Below are 22,735 nucleotides of genomic sequence, written 5' to 3' on the forward strand. Positions count from 1 at the left end.
TTCCCCCTTCCCCGACACACCCTGCGCCAGTGCGCGGGGTGCTCAAGGAGTCCGACATGACCGACGTCTTTCTCTGTCATCCCCGTCGCAGCGCCATCGGGCGCTTCGGTGGCACCCTGGCAAGCGTGCGTCCCGACGACCTGGCCGCCGACATCTTCAAGGCGGTGCTGGCCCAGGCGCCAGAGCTTGATCCCGGCGCCATCGAAGAGGTCTTCATGGGCTGTGCCAACCAGGCCGGCGAGGACAACCGCAACGTGGCGCGCATGTCGGCGCTGCTGGCGGGCCTGCCGACCTCGGTGCCCGGTACTACCATGAATCGTCTGTGCGGTTCCGGCATGGATGCGGTAGGCACCGCCATGCGCGCGATCAAGGCCGGCGAGATGGATCTGGCCCTGGCCGGCGGGGTGGAGTCGATGTCCCGGGCGCCTTACGTCATGGGCAAGGCGGAAGGCGCCTTTTCACGGGGGCAGCAGATCGAGGACACCACCATCGGCTGGCGCTTCGTCAACCCGCTGATGAAGAAGCTTCACGATACCCACTCGATGCCCGAGACCGCCGAGAACGTGGCCGAACAGTTCGACATCTCCCGCGCCGATCAGGACGCCTTCGCCGTGCGCTCCCAGCAAAAGGCTGCCCAGGCCCAGCAGGAAGGTCGCTTCGCCGAGGAAATCACCCCCATCGAGATCCCCCGGCGCAAGCAGGAGCCGCTGGTGTTCGACATCGACGAGCATCCTCGCGCCGGCACCACCCTGGAGAAGCTGGCCGCCCTGCCGACCCCCTTCAAGGACAATGGCAGTGTCACCGCCGGCAACGCCTCCGGGGTCAACGACGGCGCCTGTGCCATGCTGGTCGCAAGCCAGGCGGCGGTGGAGCGCCATGGCCTGGTGCCGATGGCGCGTATCGTCGGCATGGCCACCGGCGGGGTGGAGCCGCGCATCATGGGCTATGGCCCGGTCCCGGCGGTGCGCCGGCTGCTCGAGCGCAGCGGCGTTACGATCGATGAGATCGACGTGATCGAGCTCAACGAAGCCTTCGCCGCCCAGGCCCTGGCCTGTCTGCGCGACCTCGGCGTCGCCGACGATGACCCCCGGGTCAACCCCAACGGCGGGGCCATCGCCCTGGGCCATCCGCTCGGCATGTCCGGGGCGCGCCTGTTGATGACCGCCGCCCACGAGCTCAACAGGAGCGGCAAACGCTACGCCTTGTGCACCATGTGTGTGGGCGTGGGGCAGGGCATCGCCACCCTGATCGAACGGGTATAGAGGAACAGGAGAGAGGTCATGGCATTTCTGAATATCGAAGGACGCAGTGTCGCGTATCGCCTGCTCGGCGCCGAGGCCAATCCTCTGGTGGTGCTGGCGCATCCGCTGGGCATGAGCCAGGCGGTGTGGGACGACGTCCTGCCGGCGCTGCTGCCACGCTACCGGGTGTTGACCTGGGACCTGCCCGGTCACGGCGCCAGCCAGGCCTGGGGCGACGGGCCGATCACTCCGGCCGAACTGGCGAAGGAAGCCATCGTCCTGGCCGACCACGCCGGCGCAGGCCGCTTCCACTTCGTCGGTACCTCCATCGGTGGCGTGGTGGGGCAGCAGCTGATCAGCGAGCACGGCGAGCGCCTGCTCTCCGCCGCCCTGACCAACACCGGGGCGGTGATCGGCACCAGCGAGCTATGGACCACCAGGGCCGAGCGTGTGCGGCGCGAGGGCCTGGCGGCGATGTCCGGCGAGATCGTGCCGCGCTGGTTCGCTCCCGCCTGCTTCGACGCCGAGCCGGCCCTCAAGGCGGGCTGGTGCACCCAGATGGGGCGCGGTGACGACGAGTCTTACGCGCTGCTCTGCGAAATGCTGGGGCGAGATACCTTCACCGGCAAGCTCTCCGGCAAGGGCGTCAAGGTGCAGCTGTTCGGTGGCAGCGAGGACCTGGCGACGCCACCGGCCACCCTGGAGGCCCTGGCGGCCGAGTGCGACGGCGCCCCGCTCGAGGTGCTCGAGGGCGTCGGTCACGTGCCTTCGGTAGAGGCGCCAAGCCGATTCGCCGAGAAACTGCTGGCGGTGATGGCGGTGGACCTGGGAGATGTGGGCGCGGAGGGCGTCGACTATTCCACTGGCCTTGCGACCCGCAAGCAGGTGCTGGGCGAGGAGCACGTGGCCCGCTCCACCCTCAATGCCAACAGCCTGGATACTCCGTTTCAGCAGATGATCACACGGCTGGCCTGGGGCGAGCTGTGGTCCAACGACGACCTGACGAGACGCGAGCGCAGCATGATCACCACCGGCATTCTCGCCGCCCTGGGGCGCGAGGAGCTGACCCTGCACCTGAAGACCGCCCAGCGTATCGGCCTCAGCGAGGCGGAGCTGCGTCAGGTGCTGATGCACGTGGCCATCTATGCCGGCGTGCCGGCGGCCAATCATGCCTTTGCCCTTGCCAAGGAGCTGGGTTGGGGGACGGTCGAGCCCTGAAGGTTCGTCGTCATACGTTTGATGGAAGCCACTGAATGAAGGTGACGGGGAGCCCCATGTCTGGTGATGTCGGCCTGTGTCTGGCGGCTCCTTGTTCCGGCGTCAGCATCCCCGGCGCGAGCGTGCCTGATGCCGTCGTGAAACGGTGCGGACGTCAGTTCGGCGGTCCGCATCGGCAGACCTATCGTCAGTAGGACCCCGGTACCTGGCATCGCCTTCGAGCCTGCCACTATTCGCCTGCGGCATCTCGCTCCACTTGCAGGCCCACCGCCACTTCAAGGATGAGTTCGGGACCAATGTCGCCTGCCCGTCGTGGGGCTGCTCGTCTTGGTTTTTCCCATCTTTTTTGTGTTTCGATAACAAGAGAGGACACATGTCTACTCCCTGTATTATCTGTGTCGCCATCACTGGCAGCGTGGGCCGCAAGGAGCATAATCCGGCCATTCCCGTGACCATCGAAGAGCAAGTCGAAAGCACCCAGGCGGCCTTCGAGGCGGGAGCCGCCATCGCCCATTGTCACGTGCGTAACGACGATCAGTCGCCCACGTCGGATCCGGAGAAGTTTGCCAGGCTGATGGAAGGCCTGAAGACCCATTGCCCGGGCATGATCATCCAGCTTTCCACCGGCGGTCGCTCCGGGGCCGGAGAGGCGCGCGGCGGCATGCTACGCCTCAAGCCCGACATGGCAAGCCTCTCGGTGGGCTCCAATAACTTCCCCAACCGCGTCTACGAGAATCCGCCCCAGCTGGTGGAGTGGCTCGCCGACGAAATGCTCAAGTACGACGTCAAGCCCGAGATCGAAGCGTTCGACCTGTCGCATATCCATCAGGCGGTGGCGCTGTCGAAACAAGGCAAGCTCAAGGGGCCGCTTTACGTCCAGTTCGTCATGGGCGTCAAGAACGCCATGCCGGTGGACAAGCCCACCCTCGACTTCTACGTCGAAACGCTGAATCGGCTCGCACCGGACGCCCAGTGGTGCGGCGCCGGGATCGGGTCCAACCAGGCCCTGCTCAACGAGTGGTCGATCGCTGCGGGCGGGCATACCCGCACCGGGCTCGAGGACAACGTGCGCCTCGATCGTCATACCCTGGCTCCCTCCAATGCGGCCCTGGTCGAGCGCGTCGTGACCCTGTGCGAGAAGTACGAGCGGCCGGTGGCCACCTGGCAGCAGGCCCGCAGGATACTCGACCTGACTGAATGATCGGGAGGCATCTTCAGCCTATGGAAGGCTGGCTCTCGGACTGGAACATCCGCCATAGCTGGCGATGGCCGTCTGGGCTGCTACCCCATCGGTTCGTCTGCTGCTGATCGAGAAGCGCCTGTATCGGGGGCTCAGGCTCCCTGAAGGGCATGCGCCGGCCCTTGCCAAGGAGCTGGGCTGGGGAAGCGGCGAATCATCGGCATGAGGGACATGGTTTGCCGCTTGGGGTAAAAGAGTGGTAAATAGCTGACTCACGGAGCACAGAATCCTCCAGGCAGGCAGCAAGGCTTCCTGGCCGTTGGTGACTTGCCATGCCATGGGTGGCAGGGCAACCCTGCTGCTCCATTCGTGGATCCTCGGTCAGTTGCTAGACTTGGCAAAAGGAGAAGGAGAGGATTCCGTCAGGCAGGGAGTGCCCGATGCATGCCCGTTTCGGCAGCAAGAGGTCAACTATTGATGTGGTTCAAGACGTTTGTGGCGATACTGCTCGGCACCCTGATGGCGAATACGGCGTCGGCAGAGTGGCGCTACACCCAGGCCCACCAGATGTTCGGCGACGCCCCGGCGGCGCGAGTCGATGATGGCAGCGGTCATTCTCTGGCACTGGTGTGCTGGAACGGTGTGCCCATGGTATCGGTGGCCGGTTATGCCTCCCAGATGGGCGCCGATCGGCGCAAGCCGCTGGAGGTGCTGGTGGACGGCATCGGGTATCGCCTGGAGTCACGCCACTCCCCCCACGACGGCGTGTGGTTCGCCCCGTCTCCCCTCGGCTTGACCAAGACCCTGCAAGGCGGCAACGTGGCGGTGGTCACTCCCCAGGATACCCGTCCCTCACGCTTCCCGCTGAGTGGCGCCGACGAGCCCATCGAGCGCGTGCTGGCGGCCTGTCGCTAGCGCTGTCGGCGTGGTGGAGGCTGACGAGGTGCCACGCCACGGTGCCACGCTGGACACCCGTCACGCCGCCAGATCGCAGGCCACCATGCTCAATCATCGTATCAAGCTGCGCCATCTCAACGCCTTCCTCGAGGTGTCGCGCAGCCGCAGCTTCGCCCGTGCCGCCGACGCCCTGGCGATCACCCAGCCGGGCATCTCCAAGGCCATCCGTGAACTCGAGGAGATCGTTGGCGCCAGCCTGTTCGAGCGTAGCGCCCAGGGCGTCAGTCTGACCCAGGCGGGACTCACCCTGTTGCGCCACGCGGGGCCTGCGCTGCGCGCCCTGGAAGAGGGCGTGGTGGCGCTGGCGGACGGCCATGGTGGGCAGCGTTGGCTCAGGGTCGGGGCGCTGTCGACGGTGGAATCGCGGCTGCTGCCGGCGGCGATTCAGCACTTCCAGGCCTCGCCGCTGGGCCTGGAGACCAGCGTGACCGTGACCACCGGCGCCAGCGCCTTTCTGCTGTCGCGGCTGGCGCTGGGTGAGCTCGACGTGGTGGTGGGGCGTATGACCGAAGCCCGCGAGATTCGTGACCTGGCCTTCGAACATCTCTACTACGAATCGCTGCGGCTGGTGGTGCGCCAGGGGCATCCGCTGGCCACCGTCTCGCCCTGTCCTCCCGAGGTCCTGAGCGACTACCCCTGGGCCGTGCCTCCCCCTCAGACTACCTTGCGTCAGCGGGTCGACAGCTTCTGTGTGCGTCACGCCATCAGTTTGCCCGCGCCCTGTCTGGAGACCCTGTCGCTGCCGGTCAGCCGGCGCTTCACACTGGACACCGATGCCATCTGGGTGGCGCCCTTCGAGGCGGTGGCCGAGGATCTGGAAAGCGGCCAGCTGGTCGAGCTGGCACTGTCCTTCGAGCACCAGGGTGGCTCGGTAGGGCTGTGTACCAACACCTCTCTGAGCCCCAGCCTGGCGCTGGAAGGCTTCGCCGAGTCGCTGCGCCAGACCGCCGCGGCAAGACCCCAGTAGCGGCGCCGAAATATCTGGGGGCGAAGCAGCAGGCCAGGACGTACTCGTTCCTGCGATCCGACGCCCCGCGATCCGATCATCATAACCCCTGGGTTATGATGGCCGGCCAAGGTCTCAATTGGCAGCCCGGGTGTGGCTAGTCACACTGCAATCATCGCCTCGTGTCTCGAGGCGCGTGTGAACAACCAACAATCACGCCAGGACCTCTTCCCCCATGACCCTCAATCGGAACCTCAATCGTCGCTTCGTCGAGCGGGATCGCCAGTGGCACCCCGCCGCCTACACCCCCGGCTACAAGACCTCGGTGCCGCGTTCGCCCTCCCAGGCGCTGGTCAGCCTGCAGACCCCCAGCGTGTCGGAACTCACCGGCCCCGAGTTTAGCCGCCTGCGCATGGGACCCCATGACAACGACCTGCTGTTGAACTTCCGCGATGCCGATAGCCCCGGTCTGCCGGTGGGGGAGCGGGTGATCATGTTCGGCCGGGTCGTCGACCAGTTCGGCAAGCCGGTGCCGCAGACTCTGGTGGAGATGTGGCAGGCCAATGCCGGTGGCCGCTATCGCCACAAGAAGGACAGCTATCTGGCCCCGCTGGACCCCAACTTCGGCGGCGTCGGGCGCTGCCTCACCAACGACGATGGCTGGTACCACTTCCGCACCATCAAACCCGGTCCCTATCCCTGGCCCAATGGCATCAACACCTGGCGCCCGGCGCACATTCATGTGAGCGTCATGGGCCCGGCCATCTCCACCCGGTTGATCACCCAGATGTACTTCGAGGGGGACCCACTGATTCCGATCTGCCCCATCGTCCAGACCCTGAAGGACGAGGAGGCCGTGGGCACCATGATCGGTCGACTCGACATGGCCCGCTCGCGTCCCATGGACGCCCTGGCCTACCGCTTCGACCTGGTGGTGCGTGGCGAACTGCAGACCTATTTCGAGAATCAGTGAACAAGAACAGGAACAACAGGTGCCGTGGTGCCCGAGTCGGCCCACGGCAGCGAGGAGACCTCATGCAACAGCCAAACCTTACCCCCACCGCGAACCTGATGCTGCGCGAGACCGCGTCCCAGACCGCCGGCCCCTACGTGCACATCGGCCTGGCGCTGGCCGTCGCCGGCCTGCCCGAGCGCGACGAGGAGATCTGGAACGAACTGGCCAAGGATAGCGCCGAAGGCGAGCGTATCGAGGTGGTAGGACGGGTCATCGACGGCAACGGCGACCTGGTCCGCGACGCCCTGCTGGAGGCCTGGCAGGCCGACGCCAACGGTGACTATCAGACGGCGTTCGACCTCAAGGCGCCGTTCAACAGCTTCGGGCGTACCGCGACCACCGCCGAGGGCAACAGCGAGTGGCGCTTTGTGACCGTCAAGCCCGGCGCCATCGCTCGGCCCGACGGTCGCACCATGGCCCCGCACATCAACCTCACGATCTTCGCCCGGGGCGTGAACCTGCATCTGCAGACCCGGCTCTACTTCGATGACGAGCACAAAGCCAATGCCGGCTGCCCGGTGTTGGGTGCGATCGAGTCGCCGGCCCGGCGCCAGACGCTGATCGCCCGGCGTGAAGAGGGCGGGGAAGGCGGCCTGCCACGCTATCGTCTGGATATCGTGCTGCAGGGGGAGGGAGAGACGGTGTTCTTCGACTTCTGATCGCGTTCGCCTGACCACACGGACGTCGTGGCGTGAACCGCGGCGTCCGTGTCGTTATTTGCCCGCGTTTGCACCGACGCTTCCATGGCCTATGCTAGCGGTCTTTTCCGCCCTGGCTTCGAGGCACTCTCATGGATATCCACCGCATCAACCCCACCCCCCGCTGGTCCGACATCACCGTGTTCAACGGCATGGCCCACTTCGTCGAAGTCGCCGAGGCGGACACCCGCGCCGATATCACCGGCCAGGTGGAGCAGATCTTCGAACAGGCCGAGGAGTCGCTGGCCAAGGTGGCCAGCGACAAGACACGGATCATCTCGGTGACCATCTACCTGACCGACTTTGCCCACTTCGATGCCCTGAACGTCGCCTGGGAGGCCTGGTTCGAGCCCGGCACCGCCCCCAGTCGCGCCTGCGTCAAGGCCGAGCTTGCCAACCCCGAACTGCTGATCGAGATGGCCTTCGTGGCAGCGGCGGGGGAAGAGTTTCGCTAACACCGCAGCGCTATCAACGCGCCGCAGGCAGGGCCCTGGCCCTGCCGCCCCTCGATATGTTTCACGGGTACTTGCCCGTCCGACGATTCTCCACCAGCACCTCGAGGATGGCGTTGGCCGCCTGCATGGTCGCGCTGGGCGTCTCTCCCCGGCGCCGGCTGCAGACGATCGGTGAAGTGATGTGCTTCTCCGCCAGGTACAGGTAGCGAATGCCATCGCGATTCTGTCGCTTGACCTGCTCCGGCACCAGGGTGATGCCGAAGTCCGACACCACCAGGCCCAGCGCCGTCTGCATCTCGTTGGCCTCCTGCACCACCGTGACCTTGAGCCCTCGGCGGCGAAACAGCCCCAGCACCAGGTCGGCAAGGCTCGGGCGCGGGCTCGCCGGGTACAGCACCAGCGGGTAGCGGGCGAGCTCCTCCATGGTCGGGGTGGTGCCCACCAGCGGGTGGCCCTCCGGCACCGCCGCCATCATCGGTTCCTCGAACAGCACCTCCTGTTCCACGTCGGGATCGTCGATCCTCAGGCGTCCGAAGCCGATATCGATACGTCCTGCCTTCAGCGCCTGCACCTGCTCCACCGTGGTCAATTCCGCCAGGGTCAGCTCCACCTCGTCCTTTTGTCGCAACTCGCGCACCAGCAGCGGCAGCTGGCCGTAAAACAGCGAGGGCACAAAGCCGATACCGAACATTTCCTTGTGGCTTCGAGACATACGGCGTACCGCCGCCACCGTGGTATCCAGCTTCTCAAGCATCTGCAGGGCATGCTCATGGAAGAACTTGCCGGTGGGCGTCAGGGTCAGCCCTCGGGGGCCGCGAATGAATAACTGGGCCCCCAGTTCTTCCTCCAACTGATTGATCTGCCGGGTCAAAGGGGGCTGCGCCATATGCAGCCTGGCGGCCGCCCGGGTGATGTTTAGCTCTTCCGCTGCGGCACAGAAATAGCGCAGGTGTCGAAGCTCCATGATACCTCCAGGGTATTGCGATCTACCCAGACCATATTGGTTGTGCCCCTCAAAGACAATCACACTGCACTCAATCGCCGGATCAAGCGCCTTTCAGCCGTAGGTCTCTGCCGATGTCGATGGCAGTGGCGCTTCGCATCGTAAGAGAAATCTTACCAAGGTATGGCTTGATCGCTTACGAGTCGCCGAGGCTTTGCAGCGCTTGCGGCTTTCCTCATCACCCAGATCGTCACCCAGATCGCCAGCCCGTGGATGACAACGAGCTGATGGTAATCGCCGGAGCCACCATGACCGCCCTGATCGAAAGCGTCGAGACCCTGCTGGTCGACCTGCCCACCATCCGACCGCACAAGCTGTCGATGGCCACCATGGCCACCCAGACGCTGGTGATCGTACGCCTCAAGTGCGCAGACGGTATCGAAGGCATCGGCGAGGCCACCACCATCGGCGGCCTGGCCTATGGCCCGGAAAGTCCGGAGAGCATGAAGGTCAACATCGACACCTATCTGGCACCGGCGCTGGTCGGCCTGGCGGCGGACAACGTCAACCTCGCCATGGCCCGGCTCGACAAGCTGGCCAAGGGCAACGTCATCGCCAAGTCGGCGCTCGAGACCGCGCTGCTGGATGCCCAGGGCAAGCGTCTCGGGGTGCCCCTGGCGACACTGCTGGGCGGCGCCCGCCACGATCACCTGCCGGTGCTGTGGACGCTGGCCAGTGGCGATACCGACAAGGATATCGAGGAGGCCAGAAAGCGGCTGGAGCAGCGTCGCCATCGTGACTTCAAGCTCAAGATCGGCGCCAACGCGGTGGATCACGACGTGCGCCACGTTGCCGCCATCAAGGCCGCCCTGGGGGATCGCGCCAGCGTCAGGGTCGACGTCAACCAGGCCTGGGATGAGGCCACCGCGGTGCGTGCCATCGCCGCCCTTGAGGACGCCGGGGTCGACCTGATCGAGCAACCGATTCCGGCCCACGAGCGGGCAGGACTGGCGCGGCTGGCCAATCGCTTCGAGGTCACCATGCTGGCCGACGAAGGCGTCCAGGACCTGCGTTGCGGGCTGGCGCTGATTGAGTCCGGCTTCAGCGGCGCCTTCGCCCTGAAGATCGCCAAGAGCGCCGGGCCGCGCGGCGCGCTGCGCCTGGCTCATCTGGCCGACGCCGGTGGCATCGGCCTCTACGGCGGCACCATGCTCGAGGGCACCATCGGTACCGCCGCTTCGCTGCACGCCTGGGCGACCCTGCCCGAGATGGCCTGGGGCACCGAGATGTTCGGCCCCTTGCTGTTGACCGATGACATCGTCACCACCCCCCTGCGCTACGACGACTTTGGCGTGGCGCTGCCGGAAGGCCCGGGACTCGGGCTCGAACTGGATCACGACAAGCTGCGCGAGTACGCGCGCAGCTAAGCGACATCGCCATCAGACCGGCCGCGCGAGCCTCCAGGGCTGCATCGACGGCCCCCGATCGAGAGGAGAATGAGGATGCTGTTTCAGGTGGAAATGACCGTCAAGCTGCCGCCGGATATGGCGCCGGAGCGCGCCGCCGAGATCAAGGCCCGCGAGAAGGACTACGCCCAGGAGCTGCAGCGCTCCGGCAAGTGGCGCCATCTGTGGCGGGTGGCCGGCAGCTATTCCAACGTCAGCGTGTTCGACGTGGCCGACAACGCCGAGCTGCAGGAGCTGGTATCGAACCTGCCGCTGTTTCCCTACATGGAGATCCGCGTCAAGCCGCTGTGCCGCCACCCGTCCTCGATCCGTGATGACGACAGCTAGGGCCTGCCCCTGGCCAGCCAGACGTCGGGGCAGCACGCATCGCCAGGCCTCGGCCAGCACCGCCAACAACGATAACGACAAGTACGCCACACCTGAGGACCGCCAGATGAACAGTCTCAATCCCACCACCAAGTCAGTGCGCATCTTCGACACGCCGGAAGTCCAGGACTTCCTCAATACCGTCGCCGGCTTCGACAAGACCGAAGGCAACGAGCGGGCCAAGGAAATCCTGCACCGTCTGCTGTCGGACCTGTACAAGCTGATCGACGACTTCGACGTCACCCCGGAAGAATTCTGGCAGGGCGTCAGCGTGCTCAACGCGCTCGGTGCCGAGACCCAGTACGGCCTGCTGGCCCCGGGCCTGGGCTTCGACCACTACCTCGACATGCGCATGGACGCCGAGGACGCCGCCCGCGGCCTTGCCGGGGGTACCCCGCGCACCATCGAGGGGCCCCTGTACGTCGCCGGTGCCCCGGAGTCCGAGGGTGAGGCGCGCCTGGACGACGGCTCGGACACCGACGCCGAGGTGATGTGGCTGACCGGTCAGGTACGCGATACCCAGGGCCAGCCGATCTCCCGGGCCAAGGTCGAGATCTGGCACGCCGACAGCAAGGGCAACTACAGCTTCTTCGACCCGTCCCAGGCCGACTTCCACCTGCGTCGTACCATCTACACCGACGCCGATGGCCGCTATCGCGCGCGCAGCATCATCCCCTCCGGCTACGGTTGCCCCCCGGACAGCCCGACCCAGCAGGTGCTGGACCTGCTCGGTCGTCATGGCCAGCGACCGGCGCATATCCACTTCTTTATCTCGGCGCCCGGGTACAAGCACCTGACCACCCAGATCAACCTCGCCGGCGACCCCTACACCTACGACGACTTCGCCTTCGCCACCCGCGAGGAGCTGGTGGTGGACGCCAGGCGCATCGAGGACGCCAGCGAGGCCAGCGATCGTGGCCTCGAGGGGCCCTTCACCGAGGTGGTGTTCGACATCGAGCTTGCCGCCACCAGCGAGACCGAGCTGCAGCAGCGTCACAAGCGCCCCCGCGCCCTCGAAGACGGCTGAGCCGCCTGGACTCGCGACAACCCTGAACTAACCGCCGAGTTCCACGGGAGCCCCCGTGGTGGACAGCGCCGCGCCAAGCCACGCCTGCCCTACGGGCATGTTGCCCCAAAGGGTGGGCTGGGCGAGCGACTCGGAACAGCTGCCCGAATGAGAGAGGAGAACAACGATGAGCAATAAACTCGATCAGATCGAAGCCCGCGTGCGTGGTGCCGTCGAGGATGACCCCGAACAGGGCGTCTTTCGCTGCCACCGCAGCATGTTCACCGACCCCGAGTTCTTCGAGCTCGAGATGAAGCACATCTTCGAGGGCAACTGGCTGTTCATGGCCCACGAGAGCCAGATCGCCGAGCCCGGTGACTACTTCACCCTGAACATGGGGCGCCAGCCGGTGGTCATCACCCGCGACAAGGAGGGCGAGCTTCACGCCCTGATCAACGCCTGCGCCCACCGCGGTGCCACCATCTGCCGTCGCAAGCAGGGCAACAAGGGCACCTTCACCTGTCCCTTCCACGGCTGGACCTTCAAGAACGACGGGCGTCTGCTCAAGGCCAAGAACGAGAAGGCCGGCGCCTACCCGGACGCCTTCAAGCAGGACGGCTCCCACGACCTCAAGCGCCTGCCCAAATTCAGCAATTACAAGGGCTTCCTGTTCGGCAGCCTGAGCGACGACGTCATGCCCATCGAGGAGTACCTGGGCGAGACCATGAAGGTCATCGACAACATCGTCGACCAGGCCCCGGAAGGTCTCGAGATCCTGCGCGGCACCTCGTCCTACACCTACACCGGCAACTGGAAGCTGCAGGCCGAGAACGGCGCCGACGGCTACCACGTCAGCACCGTGCACTGGAACTACGCCTCCACCATGGACCGTCGCAACTACGACGAAGGCGGCACCAAGGCGGTGGACGCCGACGGCTGGTCCAAGTCCAAGGGCGGTTTCTACTCCTACGAGAATGGCCACATGATGCTGTGGACCCGGCTGCTCAATCCCGAGGTGCGTCCGGTCTACGAGCACAAGGAGCGCATCGAGAAGGAGCTGGGCGAGGCCCGCGCCGACAACATCGTCAACCAGACCCGCAACCTGTGTCTGTACCCCAACGTCTATCTGATGGACCAGTTCTCGACCCAGATTCGGGTGCTGCGTCCGCTGGCGGTGGACCGTACCGAGGTCACCATCTACTGCTTCGCGCCCAAGGGTGAATCGGCGGAGAACCGTCGCGTGCGCATCCGCCAGTACGAGGACTTCTTCAACGTCAGCGGCATGGGCACGCCGGATGACCTGGAGGAATTCCGCGGCTGCCAGAACGGCTACAACGGTGCCCTGGCCGAGTGGAATGACCTGTCGCGTGGCGCCAAGCAATGGATCGATGGTCCCGACGAAGACGCCAGCGCCATCGACATGAAGCCGCTGAAGAGCGGTGCCTCGCCGGAGGACGAAGGCCTCTACGTGCTGCACCACCAGCACTGGGTCGAGGAAATGCTGCGCGCCATCGACAAGGAACGCAGCCAGTTCATCGCCACGGCCTCAGCCTGAATCCTGCGGAAAGGAGACGAATCATGAGCATCAGCTATCACGACATCCAGGCCTTTCTTTATCGCGAAGCACGCCTTCTGGACGAACGCGAGTGGGACGAGTGGCTGACCCTGTACCACAAGAAGGCCGAGTTCTGGATGCCCTGCTGGGACGACGACGACACCCTGACCGGCGACCCGAACAGCGAGATCTCGCTGATCTACTATCCCAACCGGGAAGGGCTCGAGGATCGCGTCTATCGGATCAAGACCGAGCGCAGTGGCGCCAGCACGCCGGAGCCGCGCACCACCCACCAGATCACCAATATCGAGGTGATGAAGGAGGAGGGCGACAGCCTGGAGGTGCGCTTCAACTGGCACACCCTGAGCCACCGCTACAAGCAGACCGACAGCTACTTCGGGGTGTCTTTCTACACCCTGGACGTGTCCGGCGACAGCCCGCTTATCACGCGCAAGAAGGTGCAGCTCAATAACGATTATATCCACCAGGTCATCGACGTTTATCACATTTAAGTCGGTGAAGGAGAACGACCATGAGCTTCACCATCGCGCTCAACTTCGAAGACGGGGTGTCGCGCTTTATCGACTGCAACGAGGGCGAGACCGTCCTCGATGCGGCCTACCGCAACAAGGTCAACCTGCCGATGGACTGCTCCGACGGCGTCTGCGGCACCTGCAAGTGCCACTGCGACCAGGGCGAGTTCGAGCTGGGTGACGAGTACATCGATGAGGCGTTGTCCGACGAGGAGCTGCACGAGGGGCAGGTGCTGACCTGCCAGATGGTGCCATCCTCGGACTGCGTGCTGTCGGTGCCGGTGGCCTCGACCGTATGCAAGACCGAGGTCGACAGCCGTGCCTCCACGGTGGTCCACGTCGAACCCTTGTCCGAGGACTCCATCGAGCTTGCCATCGATATCGAAGGCGAGCCGCTGAACTTCCTGCCGGGGCAGTACGTGCACCTGGAGGTACCGGGCTGTGGTGAACACAGAAGCTACTCGTTCAGCTCGCTGCCGGGGGAGTCCCGCGCCAGTTTTCTGATCCGCAATGTGCCGGACGGACTGATGAGCGGCTATCTGGCGGACAAGGCCAAGGCCGGTGACGCCATGGCGGTGACCGGCCCCATGGGCAGCTTCTACCTGCGCGCCATCCAGCGCCCGATCCTGATGCTGGCCGGCGGCACCGGGCTTGCTCCCTTCCTGTCGATGCTTAAGCAGCTTGCCGCGCTCGAGGCCCAGGGCGAGGGCGCAGGCCAGCCGATCCACATGATCTATGGCGTGACCAAGGACGATCATCTGGTCAAGTGCGAAGAACTCGACGCGGCGGTCGAGGCGCTGCCCAACTTCGATTACTTGACGGTGGTCGCCGACGAGGACAGCAGCCACGAACGCAAGGGCTACGTCACCCATCACATGGACCCGCAGAAGCTGCATGACGGCGACGTCGACGTCTACCTGTGCGGCCCGCCGCCGATGGTGGACGCGGTGCTCAAGCACTTCGACCAGCAGGGCATCAAGCCGGCGAGCTTTCACTACGAAAAGTTCACGCCCAACTGACGCGTCCTGCCCGGAACCAGATTCGGCAAGGGAGACCTTTCGCCCTTGCCGACAAGAGACAGCCGACAACAGACAGCCGCAGGCCGGGGCGTCCGGTCGACCGAGAGCCCCGCAATCTCATAACGATAATCACAACCTGACGAGACATGATCATGGCCAAGCTCACTATCGATAAAAACCTCAATACCGATAACACGCCCAGCACCGATAACACGCCCACCACCGATAACACGTACAGCCGCCGCCAGGCTTCCCTGTCATCCCGGCGCCCTGGCCCGCTTGCACGTTCGCTACAGGCCGCGACCCTGGCGCTGGCCGGCGCCGCCCTGTCCACCCAGGCCCTGGCCGAGCACGACGTCAAGCTCGGGCTGATGCTGCCGTACTCCGGCACCTACGCGGCACTGGGCGAGTCCATCACCAATGGGCTGAAGCTCGCCATCGAGCAGGAGAGCGGCAGCCTCGGTGGTCATGGCGTCGAGTACGTGACCCTGGACTCCGAGGCCAACCCCTCCAAGGCGCCCCAGAACATGAGCCGCCTGGTCAAGGGTGATGGCGTCGACGTGGTCATCGGTCCGGTCCACTCCGGCGTCGCCATGGGCATGCTGCGGGTGGCCAAGCAGACCGGCGCCATCACCATCATTCCCAACGCCGGACTCGAGGCGGCCACCAACCAGCTGTGCATGCCCAACGTCTTCCGCACCTCGTTCAGCATGTGGCAGAACAGCTATCCCATGGGCCAGGTGGCCTACGATCAGGGCCATCGCAAGATCGTCACCATCACCTGGGACTACGCCGGCGGCAAGGAAGACCTGGCTGGCTTCGAGCAGGCCTTCACCGATGCCGGTGGCGAGATCGTCGAGCAGATCCTGGTGCCGTTTCCGAGCACCGAGTTCCAGACCTACCTGGCGCAGATCGCCAGCATCGCCCCTGACGCCGTCTACACTTTCTTCGCCGGTGGCGGCGGGGTCGGCTTCGTGCGGGACTACGCCGCCGCCGGACTCAACGACAGCATCCCGCTTTACGGCTCGGGCTTCCTGACCGACGGTAATCTGGGGGCACTGGGTGAGGCCGCCAACGGCGTGCAGACCACAATGCACTACGCCGAGACCCTGGATACCCCCCAGAACCAGGCCTTTGTCTCGGCCTACCAGGAGGCCTACGGCGAGGCCCCGGACACCTACGCGGTGCAGGGCTACGACGCCGGCAAGCTGCTGGCCCAGGCCTACGCCTCGATTGACGGTGAGCCCGACCGCGAGGGGCTGATCGCGGCGCTGGAAGCGGTCGAGCTCGACAGCCCGCGCGGCCCGGTGAGCTTCTCGGCCTCCCACCACCCGATCCAGAACGTCTACCTGCGCGAGGTAAGGGACGGCGAGCACCACGTCACCTCGATCGCCAGCGAGCAGCTGGAAGTTCCCGACAGCGCCTGCCCGATGAAGAGCTGAGGCGACCTTCGTTCACCGCGTCAATGACCTCGCCGAGGTGCCCGCGGATGTCGGGCGCTCTCGGGCGGGCCAACGCCAAAGGAGTTCTTCATGGACCTTGCCTTCTTCGGGGTGCAGCTGCTCAACGGCTTTCAGTACGGCCTGCTGCTGTTCCTTATCGCCAGCGGCCTGACGCTGATCTTCGGCATCATGGGCATCATCAACCTGGCCCACGGCGCCATGTACATGATCGGTGCCTATCTGGCCTTCGACCTGACCCAGCGCCTCGGCAACTTCTGGCTGGCGATCCTGATCGCGGTGCCCATCGCGGTACTGCTGGGGCTGGTCATCGAGCGGCTGTTTCTCGACACCCTGTACAAGCGTGACCACCTCTACCAGGTGCTGTTGACCTTCGGCCTGATCCTGGTGCTCAACGAGGCCCAGCGCATCATCTGGGGCGGCGACGTCCACTCGGTGGCGCTGCCGGAGCCCTTTACCGGCGCCATCGCCCTGACCGACAACCTGCAGTACCCGGTCTATCGGCTGTTCGTGGCGGCGGTGTGCCTGGTGCTGGCGGGGGCTATCTACTGGATCATCCGCCACACCCGGCTCGGTATCGTGATCCGCGCCGGCGCCGTCAATCGCGAGATGGTCGAAGGGCTCGGCATCAATATCCGCACCCTGTTCACCCTGATCTTCAGCGTCGGCGTGGCACTGGCGGCCTTCGCCGGGATGATGGCGGCGCCGCTGTCGTCGATCACGCCGGGCATGGGGGACTCGATCTTGATCACCTGCTTTGTGGTGGTGGTCATCGGCGGCATCGGCTCGATCAAGGGGGCCTTCTTCGGCGCGCTGTTGATCGGCATGGCCGAGACCTTCGGTCCGGTGCTGATCCCGAGTCTCGCCAGCATGCTGATCTACCTGATCATGGCGCTGGTGCTGTTGATCAAGCCGCGCGGGCTGTTCGCCTGAGACCCGACGACAATCACCCTCCGCTCAGGTGTTCCTTGCCGCCTGATCGGACCCCTTCGCAGGCGGGGTACCCGTCTGGAGGAGAAACATCATGTTGCATCGATATCCCAAGCGCGTGACGGCCCTGCTGCTGGCGGGCCTGGCGCTGCTGATCGCCTATCCGGCCTGGGGGCCGGCGGTATTCGGGGAGTCCAGCGCCTTCTTCATGGAGAAGCTGACCCTGATGCTGATCTTCGCCCTGTTCGCCGTCAGTCTCGACCTGCTGGTCGGTATCCTTGGCCTGGTCAGCCTGGGCCATGCGCTGTTCTTCGGCCTGGGGGCCTACACCCTGGCGATGGCCAGCCCCGACTTCAGCGCCGCCTCGCTGTGGTGGATGCTGCCGCTGGTGATGCTGGTCTCCGGCCTGGTCGCCGCCATCGTCGGCCTGCTGGTGCTGCGCACCAAGGGCATCTTCTTCATCATGACCACCCTGGCCTTCGGCCAGATGCTCTTCTACACCGTCAGCACCTCCAGCATGACCGGCGGTACCGACGGCGTCTTTATCATGTTCCGCCCGAGCCTTGCCATGGGCGAGACACCGCTGATCGACCTCGACAACCCGCTGACGTTCTTCTACTTCTGCCTGGCGCTCCTGGTAGCGGTCTACCTTATCCTGCGCGCCCTGACCCGTTCCCACTTCGGCCAGGTGCTCGACGGCATCCACGACAACGAGCACCGCATGCAGGCGCTGGGCTACGCCACCACCGGCTACAAGCTGATCGCCTTCGTGGTCTCGGCGATGATCGCCGGCGTCGCCGGCATGCTGGCGGCCATGCAGTACGGCTTCGCCAATCCGGCCCAGCTTGGCTGGCACCACTCCGGCGAGGTGCTGATGATGGTCATCCTCGGCGGCATGGGCACCATCTTCGGGCCGATTCTCGGCGCCTTCGCCTACGAACTGCTGCTGTACTTCTACGAGCACCTGACCAACCACTGGCCGATCCTGATGGGCCTGACCATCATCGTCGCGGTGCTGGTGCTGCCCAAGGGCATCGCCGGGCTGCTGCTCGACCCGCCGGGGCGCCAGGCCTCGCTGCTGGGGCGGCTTGGCGGTGGCAAGGACAACCTGGCGAAGGGCAGACAGACTTCCGCCTCCGACAGCGACGGCAAGAGCGTCGGCAAAAGCGCCGGGGAGGTGTCCTCATGAGCAGCATGCTCAAGACCCGCGGGCTGACCCGCAGCTTCGGTGGCCTGCTGGCGGTCAATGACGTCGACTTCGAGGTCGAGCAGGGCGAGATCCACGCCATCCTCGGCCCCAACGGTGCCGGCAAGAGCACCCTGATCAACCTGCTGTCCGGCGAGATCCCGCCGACCCGCGGCGAGATCGAGTATCGCGGCAGCGCGATCCAGGGCAAGAAGGCCCACCAGGTCGCCCGACTCGGTATCGGTCGCAGCCACCAGAAGACCAACATCTTTCCGCGCCTGAGCTGTCTGCAGAACTGCCAGCTGGCCGCGCGCATCCACCACGGTGGCGTCATCGGCAGCTGGCGTTCGCGCCGGCGGGCCCGCGAAGTCGATGAGCGGGCGCTGGCCGCGCTGGACACCTGTGGTCTGGTGGCCCGGGCCCATACGGTGTCCTCCGGCATGAGCTACGGCGAGCAACGCCAGCTGCAGATCGCCATGGTGCTGGCGACCCAGCCACAGCTGATGCTGCTGGACGAGCCGATGGCCGGCATGGGCCGGGAGGAGACCGACCAGGTCGCCGACCTGCTCAAGCGGCTGTCTCGCGACTACACCATCGTGCTGATCGAACACGACATGGACTCGGTGTTCCGCCTGGCCGATCGCATCACCGTGATGGTCGACGGTTGCGTGCTGGAAAGCGGCGACACCGAGAGCATTCGTGCAAGCGAAACGGTACGTGACGTCTATCTGGGGCGTCACGACAGCAGCGAGGACAGTCGCCCCAGCGATAGCGTCGATATCGGCAACGGCTCCAGCAATAGCGAGGTGACGTCATGAATGTGGCGATCAAGGAGGCAGGAACGCAACGGGTGGACGCTGCCGAGGATGTCGAGTCGCCGTTGATCGAGGCCACCGGCCTGCACACCTTCTACGGCGAAAGTCATGTGCTGCACGGGGTGGACCTGACCCTCAGGGCCGGCGAGACGCTGAGCCTGCTCGGTCGCAACGGGATGGGCAAGACCACCACCTTGAAGTCGATCCTCGGCTTCGTGCCGCCGCGCCATGGCGAGGTGCGGATCATGGGGGTGGATACCCGCAAGCGCCGTCCCTGGCAGATCATCCGTCAGGGCATCGGCTACGTGCCGGAAGGGCGGGGCATCTTTCCCGGTATCAGCGTGCGCGAGCATCTGGTGATGGCTGCACGCCCGGGGTCTGACGGCAGTACCGACTGGGATATCGAGCGGGTGCTGGACACCTTTCCTCGGCTCAAGGAGCGCATCGGCCACGATGGTTCGCTGCTGTCCGGCGGCGAGCAGCAGATGCTGTCGATCGGTCGCGCACTGATGCTCAACCCGCGGCTGTTGATCCTCGACGAGGCCACCGAAGGGCTGGCGCCGCTGATCCGCGACGAGATCTGGTCAATCCTGCGCACCATCAAGGCCTCGGGCATCGCCAGCATCATCGTCGACAAGAACATCGACAACCTGCTCGAGGTGGGCGACCGCCACCTGTTGATCGTCAAGGGCAAGGTGGTGTTCGACGGCAACAGCCAGGCGCTCAGGGCCGATCCCTCGATCCTTGATACCCATCTCGGGGTGGGCTGAGGCCGTGTCGCGGCCACGTCAACCTACCGCATTCGACATTAAAGGACAGCAACATGAAGCGATTCGAAGGACAGGTGATGCTGATCACCGGCGCCGCCCAGGGGATCGGCCGACGACTGGCCGAGCGTGCCGGCGAGGAAGGTGCCGCCCTGGTACTGGTCGATCGCGCCGAGCATGTCCACCAGCTGGCGCGCGAGCTTGGCGAGCAGGGGATCGAGGTCCTCGCCCTGAACGCCGATCTGGAAACCTGGGAGGGCGCCGAGAGCGCCATCAAGGGCGCCATTGAGCGCTTCGGGCGGCTCGACGTACTGGTCAACAACGTCGGCGGGACGATCTGGGCCAAGCCCTACACCCACTACTCGCCGGAGCAGGTCGAGGCCGAGGTGCGTCGCTCGCTGTTTCCGACGCTGTGGTGCTGTCGCGCGGCGCTGCCCCACCTGATCGACAGCGGCGGCAATATCGTCAACGTCTCCTCGGTGGCGACCCGCGGGGTCAATCGGGTGCCCTACGCCTCGGCCAAGGGCGGGGTGAACGCCATGACCGTGGCGCTGGCCATCGAGATGGCCGAGCACGGCGTGCGGGTCAACGCGACCGCCCCCGGCGGCACCGAGGCGCCGCCCCGGCTGACGCCGCGCAACGCCGAACCCCAGAGCGAACAGGACAAACAGTGGTACCAGCAGTTGATCGACCAGACCCTGGCTTCGAGTCTGATGCACCGCTACGGCACCCTGGACGAGCAGGTCGGGCCGATCCTGTTTCTGGCCTCCCGCGACGCCAGCTATATCACCGGCACGGTGGTGCCGGTGGCCGGCGGCGACCCGGGCTAGCCGGTTGATGCCGGGCGTCCTGGGCCCAGCTTGCCTCCCGCTGTACCTGTGGGGCGCCGGGACGGCGCGGTGATCTTGTATCCTCCTTGGCCTGGCCGCGTGCCGGGCCTTTTTTGTCTTCCATCGACGTCGACGCGGGGCCACCCGGTGACATTCCTGGCCATACATCGACGCCATCATCAAGGAGCTAGCCCATGCGCCGAACCGACTCCGATACCGTAACCGCACCCCAGGGGTCGGCTGCGGGGTCGTCCCTTTTTCGTGACCTGTCGCTGTCGGCGGTGACGGCAGGCTTTGTCGCGGTGCTGATTTCCTACTCGGGGCCGCTGGCGATCTTTTTTCAGGCCGGTGCGGCGGCGGATATCTCGCCCGAGATGATGACCTCCTGGGTGTGGGCCATTTCGCTGGGGGCGGCGGTGTCGGGCATCGTCCTGAGCCTGTGGCTCCGGGTGCCGGTAGTGACGGCCTGGTCGGCACCGGGCACGGCGCTGCTGATCACCCTGTTCCCGGAGCTGTCGCTGGGCGAGGCGGTAGGCGCCTACCTGACGGCGGCGGTGCTGATGCTGATCATCGGCGTTACCGGCAGCTTCGACCGGTTGATGGCGCTGATTCCGTCGGGTGTGGCCGCCGGCATGATGGCGGGCATCCTGTTCCAGTTTGGCCTGGGCGCCTTTGCGGCCATCGAGACCTCGCCCTGGCTCGCCGTCGGCATGTTGCTGGCCTATCTGGTGTTCAAGCGGCTGGCGCCGCGCTATTGCCTGATCCTGTTGCTGATCACCGGTGTGGTGCTCGCCGTGGTGCTGGAAGGCGCGAGTCTCGCCGGCGTCGGTGTGCACCTGGCGATTCCCCGCTTTATCGCTCCCGAGTGGACCATCACCAGCACCCTGAGCCTGGCGTTGCCGCTGGTGGTGGTGAGCCTGACCGGCCAGTTCCTGCCGGGAATGGCGATCCTGCACGCAGCGGGCTATCACACCAGGGCCCGGCCGATTCTGACGGTGGCCAGCCTGACCTCCTTCGCCACTGCCTGCTTTGGCGGCATCACCACGGTGATCGCGGCCATCACCGCTGCGCTGTGCACCGGCAAGGATGCCCACCAGGACCCGGGCCGTCGCTACGTCGCCGGGGTCGCCAACGGCGTCTTCTACCTGGTCGGCGGGCTGTTCGCCGGCACTATTGTGGCGCTCTTCACCTCCTTGCCCGGTGCCTTTGTGGCGGTACTGGCGGGGCTTGCCTTGATCGGTGCGATCACCAGCAATCTGGCCGCCATGATCGCCGCCGAGGACCACCGCGAGGCCTCGGTGATCGCCTTTATGGTGACGGCCTCGGGCATGAGCCTGTTCGGTCTGGGCGCGGCCTTCTGGGGCGTAGTGATCGGCATGCTGGCGGTCAGATTGCTGCACGCTGGACGCGCCGCGGCCTGACGCTGGCGGTGTCGCATGGCCCCAGGCCGAATGGCGCTCGTGCGTCGCGAATTCATCGATGTCAGCACCCTCGGTGAGCCTGACCTGCGGCCGTCTGATATCGCTGGATTAGTGTGCTGAAACGATCGCGGCGTCAGGGTGGGAGCGCGGAGGGGCAAAGTAGCCGGCTATCATCGGCGGAGCCCCATTTGGGCAGAGATATCCGCTGTAGTCGCTCGGATCGCCAGGAAACCGCCGTGACCCCGTATTCAAGAAGTGCTCTCGCCTGCCATGCGCTGGCGACCCTGATTCTGATCGCCTTTGGTCTGGTCTATCTCGGCCGCAGCGAATTCATGCCCTACCATGCCGCCGCGATGGGGCTCGACTGGGAGTCGGTCGCCCCAGGCACCCGGCAGGTCCTGCTGGCGCTGATGCGCGCCCTGGGGGGCGCCTGTCTCAGCGTGGCGTTGCTGGTCGGCGTTCTGCTGTGGGGACCGTTTCGACGGGGTGAACCCTGGGCGACCTGGACGGTGCCGCTGGCCGGCTTTGTGCTGTGTGCGACCTCGCTCTACGCTCAGGTCGGGGTCGCCCTCAGGACGCCGGCGTCGCCTCCCATGCTGCCGGTCATCGCCGCCGGTGTCTTGCTGGCGCTGGGGCTGTGGCGGTCACGGCGATAGCGCCAACGCGACGTCCCGTCGAGCACCCGGCCGGACTCACGCTAGCGCACCGTACTGACGGTATCCGCAGGG

The 22,735-nt window shown here is 65.6% G+C and carries 23 protein-coding genes; 22 read left to right on the forward strand and 1 reads right to left on the reverse strand.

Annotated features, from left to right (window positions below; translation table 11 throughout):
• The first annotated feature begins 56 nt into the window (after positions 1–56).
• The 8 genes from pcaF (at position 57) to NKF27_RS02105 (ending at position 7,710) form a co-directional block, all read left to right on the forward strand.
• On the forward strand, positions 57–1,262 hold the full coding sequence (gene pcaF / locus NKF27_RS02070) for a 3-oxoadipyl-CoA thiolase (protein WP_045991425.1): 1,206 nt from the start codon (positions 57–59) through the stop codon (positions 1,260–1,262).
• 18 nt (positions 1,263–1,280) lie between these two features.
• Positions 1,281–2,459 carry an alpha/beta fold hydrolase gene (locus NKF27_RS02075; RefSeq protein ID WP_253555159.1) on the forward strand — a complete coding sequence of 393 codons (1,179 nt, stop codon included), beginning with the start codon at positions 1,281–1,283 and terminating at the stop codon, positions 2,457–2,459.
• Between the two features lie 373 nt (positions 2,460–2,832).
• Positions 2,833–3,660, forward strand: a complete 828-nt coding sequence (locus NKF27_RS02080) for a 3-keto-5-aminohexanoate cleavage protein (protein ID WP_253555160.1) — start codon at positions 2,833–2,835, stop codon at positions 3,658–3,660.
• 456 nt (positions 3,661–4,116) lie between these two features.
• On the forward strand, positions 4,117–4,554 hold the full coding sequence (locus tag NKF27_RS02085; protein WP_045991427.1) for a hypothetical protein: 438 nt from the start codon (positions 4,117–4,119) through the stop codon (positions 4,552–4,554).
• Positions 4,555–4,582: 28 nt separating this feature from the next.
• Entirely contained in the window at positions 4,583–5,563 is a 981-nt protein-coding gene (gene pcaQ, locus NKF27_RS02090) for a pca operon transcription factor PcaQ (RefSeq protein WP_253555161.1), read from the forward strand.
• A gap of 214 nt (positions 5,564–5,777) precedes the next feature.
• Positions 5,778–6,515 (forward strand): protocatechuate 3,4-dioxygenase subunit beta, encoded by a 738-nt coding sequence (gene pcaH, locus NKF27_RS02095; protein WP_253555162.1) that lies wholly within the window; start codon positions 5,778–5,780, stop codon positions 6,513–6,515.
• Positions 6,516–6,577: 62 nt separating this feature from the next.
• Positions 6,578–7,216 (forward strand): protocatechuate 3,4-dioxygenase subunit alpha, encoded by a 639-nt coding sequence (pcaG, locus tag NKF27_RS02100; RefSeq protein ID WP_222515723.1) that lies wholly within the window; start codon positions 6,578–6,580, stop codon positions 7,214–7,216.
• Positions 7,217–7,347: 131 nt separating this feature from the next.
• The gene (locus NKF27_RS02105) at positions 7,348–7,710 is read left to right on the forward strand and encodes a RidA family protein (RefSeq protein ID WP_222568305.1); all 363 of its coding nucleotides are present in this window, start codon (positions 7,348–7,350) and stop codon (positions 7,708–7,710) included.
• A 61-nt stretch (positions 7,711–7,771) separates the two neighbouring features.
• Here NKF27_RS02105 and NKF27_RS02110 read toward each other — a convergent pair whose 3' ends face one another.
• A complete protein-coding gene (locus NKF27_RS02110) occupies positions 7,772–8,674 on the reverse strand; it encodes a LysR family transcriptional regulator (RefSeq protein ID WP_045991431.1) in 903 nt (300 codons plus the stop codon).
• Between the two features lie 287 nt (positions 8,675–8,961).
• Between NKF27_RS02110 and NKF27_RS02115 the strand changes: the two genes are divergently transcribed.
• The 14 genes from NKF27_RS02115 (at position 8,962) to NKF27_RS02180 (ending at position 22,663) form a co-directional block, all read left to right on the forward strand.
• A complete protein-coding gene (locus NKF27_RS02115; RefSeq protein WP_253555164.1) occupies positions 8,962–10,080 on the forward strand; it encodes a muconate/chloromuconate family cycloisomerase in 1,119 nt (372 codons plus the stop codon).
• Positions 10,081–10,155: 75 nt separating this feature from the next.
• Positions 10,156–10,446, forward strand: a complete 291-nt coding sequence (catC, locus tag NKF27_RS02120; protein ID WP_045991433.1) for a muconolactone Delta-isomerase — start codon at positions 10,156–10,158, stop codon at positions 10,444–10,446.
• 106 nt (positions 10,447–10,552) lie between these two features.
• Entirely contained in the window at positions 10,553–11,512 is a 960-nt protein-coding gene (catA, locus tag NKF27_RS02125; protein WP_213230054.1) for a catechol 1,2-dioxygenase, read from the forward strand.
• Positions 11,513–11,678: 166 nt separating this feature from the next.
• Positions 11,679–13,046, forward strand: coding sequence for a Rieske 2Fe-2S domain-containing protein (locus NKF27_RS02130; RefSeq protein ID WP_108131176.1), 1,368 nt, complete (start codon positions 11,679–11,681; stop codon positions 13,044–13,046).
• A gap of 20 nt (positions 13,047–13,066) precedes the next feature.
• Positions 13,067–13,558: a benzoate 1,2-dioxygenase small subunit gene (gene benB, locus NKF27_RS02135; RefSeq protein WP_331281208.1), complete on the forward strand. Its 492-nt coding sequence runs from the start codon at positions 13,067–13,069 to the stop codon at positions 13,556–13,558.
• A gap of 20 nt (positions 13,559–13,578) precedes the next feature.
• Complete coding sequence (gene benC / locus NKF27_RS02140; protein WP_253555166.1) at positions 13,579–14,598, forward strand: benzoate 1,2-dioxygenase electron transfer component BenC; 1,020 nt, start codon at positions 13,579–13,581, stop codon at positions 14,596–14,598.
• A 152-nt stretch (positions 14,599–14,750) separates the two neighbouring features.
• Positions 14,751–16,040 carry an ABC transporter substrate-binding protein gene (locus NKF27_RS02145; protein ID WP_253555168.1) on the forward strand — a complete coding sequence of 430 codons (1,290 nt, stop codon included), beginning with the start codon at positions 14,751–14,753 and terminating at the stop codon, positions 16,038–16,040.
• 90 nt (positions 16,041–16,130) lie between these two features.
• Positions 16,131–16,991 (forward strand): branched-chain amino acid ABC transporter permease, encoded by an 861-nt coding sequence (locus tag NKF27_RS02150; RefSeq protein ID WP_045991438.1) that lies wholly within the window; start codon positions 16,131–16,133, stop codon positions 16,989–16,991.
• Between the two features lie 91 nt (positions 16,992–17,082).
• Positions 17,083–18,177, forward strand: a complete 1,095-nt coding sequence (locus NKF27_RS02155) for a branched-chain amino acid ABC transporter permease (RefSeq protein WP_253555170.1) — start codon at positions 17,083–17,085, stop codon at positions 18,175–18,177.
• Positions 18,174–18,992 carry an ABC transporter ATP-binding protein gene (locus NKF27_RS02160; RefSeq protein ID WP_253555173.1) on the forward strand — a complete coding sequence of 273 codons (819 nt, stop codon included), beginning with the start codon at positions 18,174–18,176 and terminating at the stop codon, positions 18,990–18,992. The genes NKF27_RS02155 and NKF27_RS02160 overlap by 4 nt, the downstream gene beginning before the upstream one ends.
• Positions 18,989–19,759 (forward strand): ABC transporter ATP-binding protein, encoded by a 771-nt coding sequence (locus NKF27_RS02165; RefSeq protein WP_253555174.1) that lies wholly within the window; start codon positions 18,989–18,991, stop codon positions 19,757–19,759. Before NKF27_RS02160 ends, NKF27_RS02165 begins: the two co-directional genes overlap by 4 nt.
• A gap of 53 nt (positions 19,760–19,812) precedes the next feature.
• Positions 19,813–20,586 (forward strand): benzoate diol dehydrogenase BenD, encoded by a 774-nt coding sequence (gene benD, locus NKF27_RS02170; RefSeq protein WP_253555175.1) that lies wholly within the window; start codon positions 19,813–19,815, stop codon positions 20,584–20,586.
• A gap of 194 nt (positions 20,587–20,780) precedes the next feature.
• The gene (locus NKF27_RS02175; RefSeq protein ID WP_253555176.1) at positions 20,781–22,007 is read left to right on the forward strand and encodes a benzoate/H(+) symporter BenE family transporter; all 1,227 of its coding nucleotides are present in this window, start codon (positions 20,781–20,783) and stop codon (positions 22,005–22,007) included.
• 236 nt (positions 22,008–22,243) lie between these two features.
• Positions 22,244–22,663, forward strand: coding sequence for a hypothetical protein (locus tag NKF27_RS02180; RefSeq protein ID WP_253555177.1), 420 nt, complete (start codon positions 22,244–22,246; stop codon positions 22,661–22,663).
• Positions 22,664–22,735: the final 72 nt, after the last annotated feature.

Source organism: Halomonas sp. DN3 (assembly GCF_024137905.1).
GTDB classification, from domain to species: Bacteria; Pseudomonadota; Gammaproteobacteria; order Pseudomonadales; family Halomonadaceae; genus Halomonas; species Halomonas litopenaei.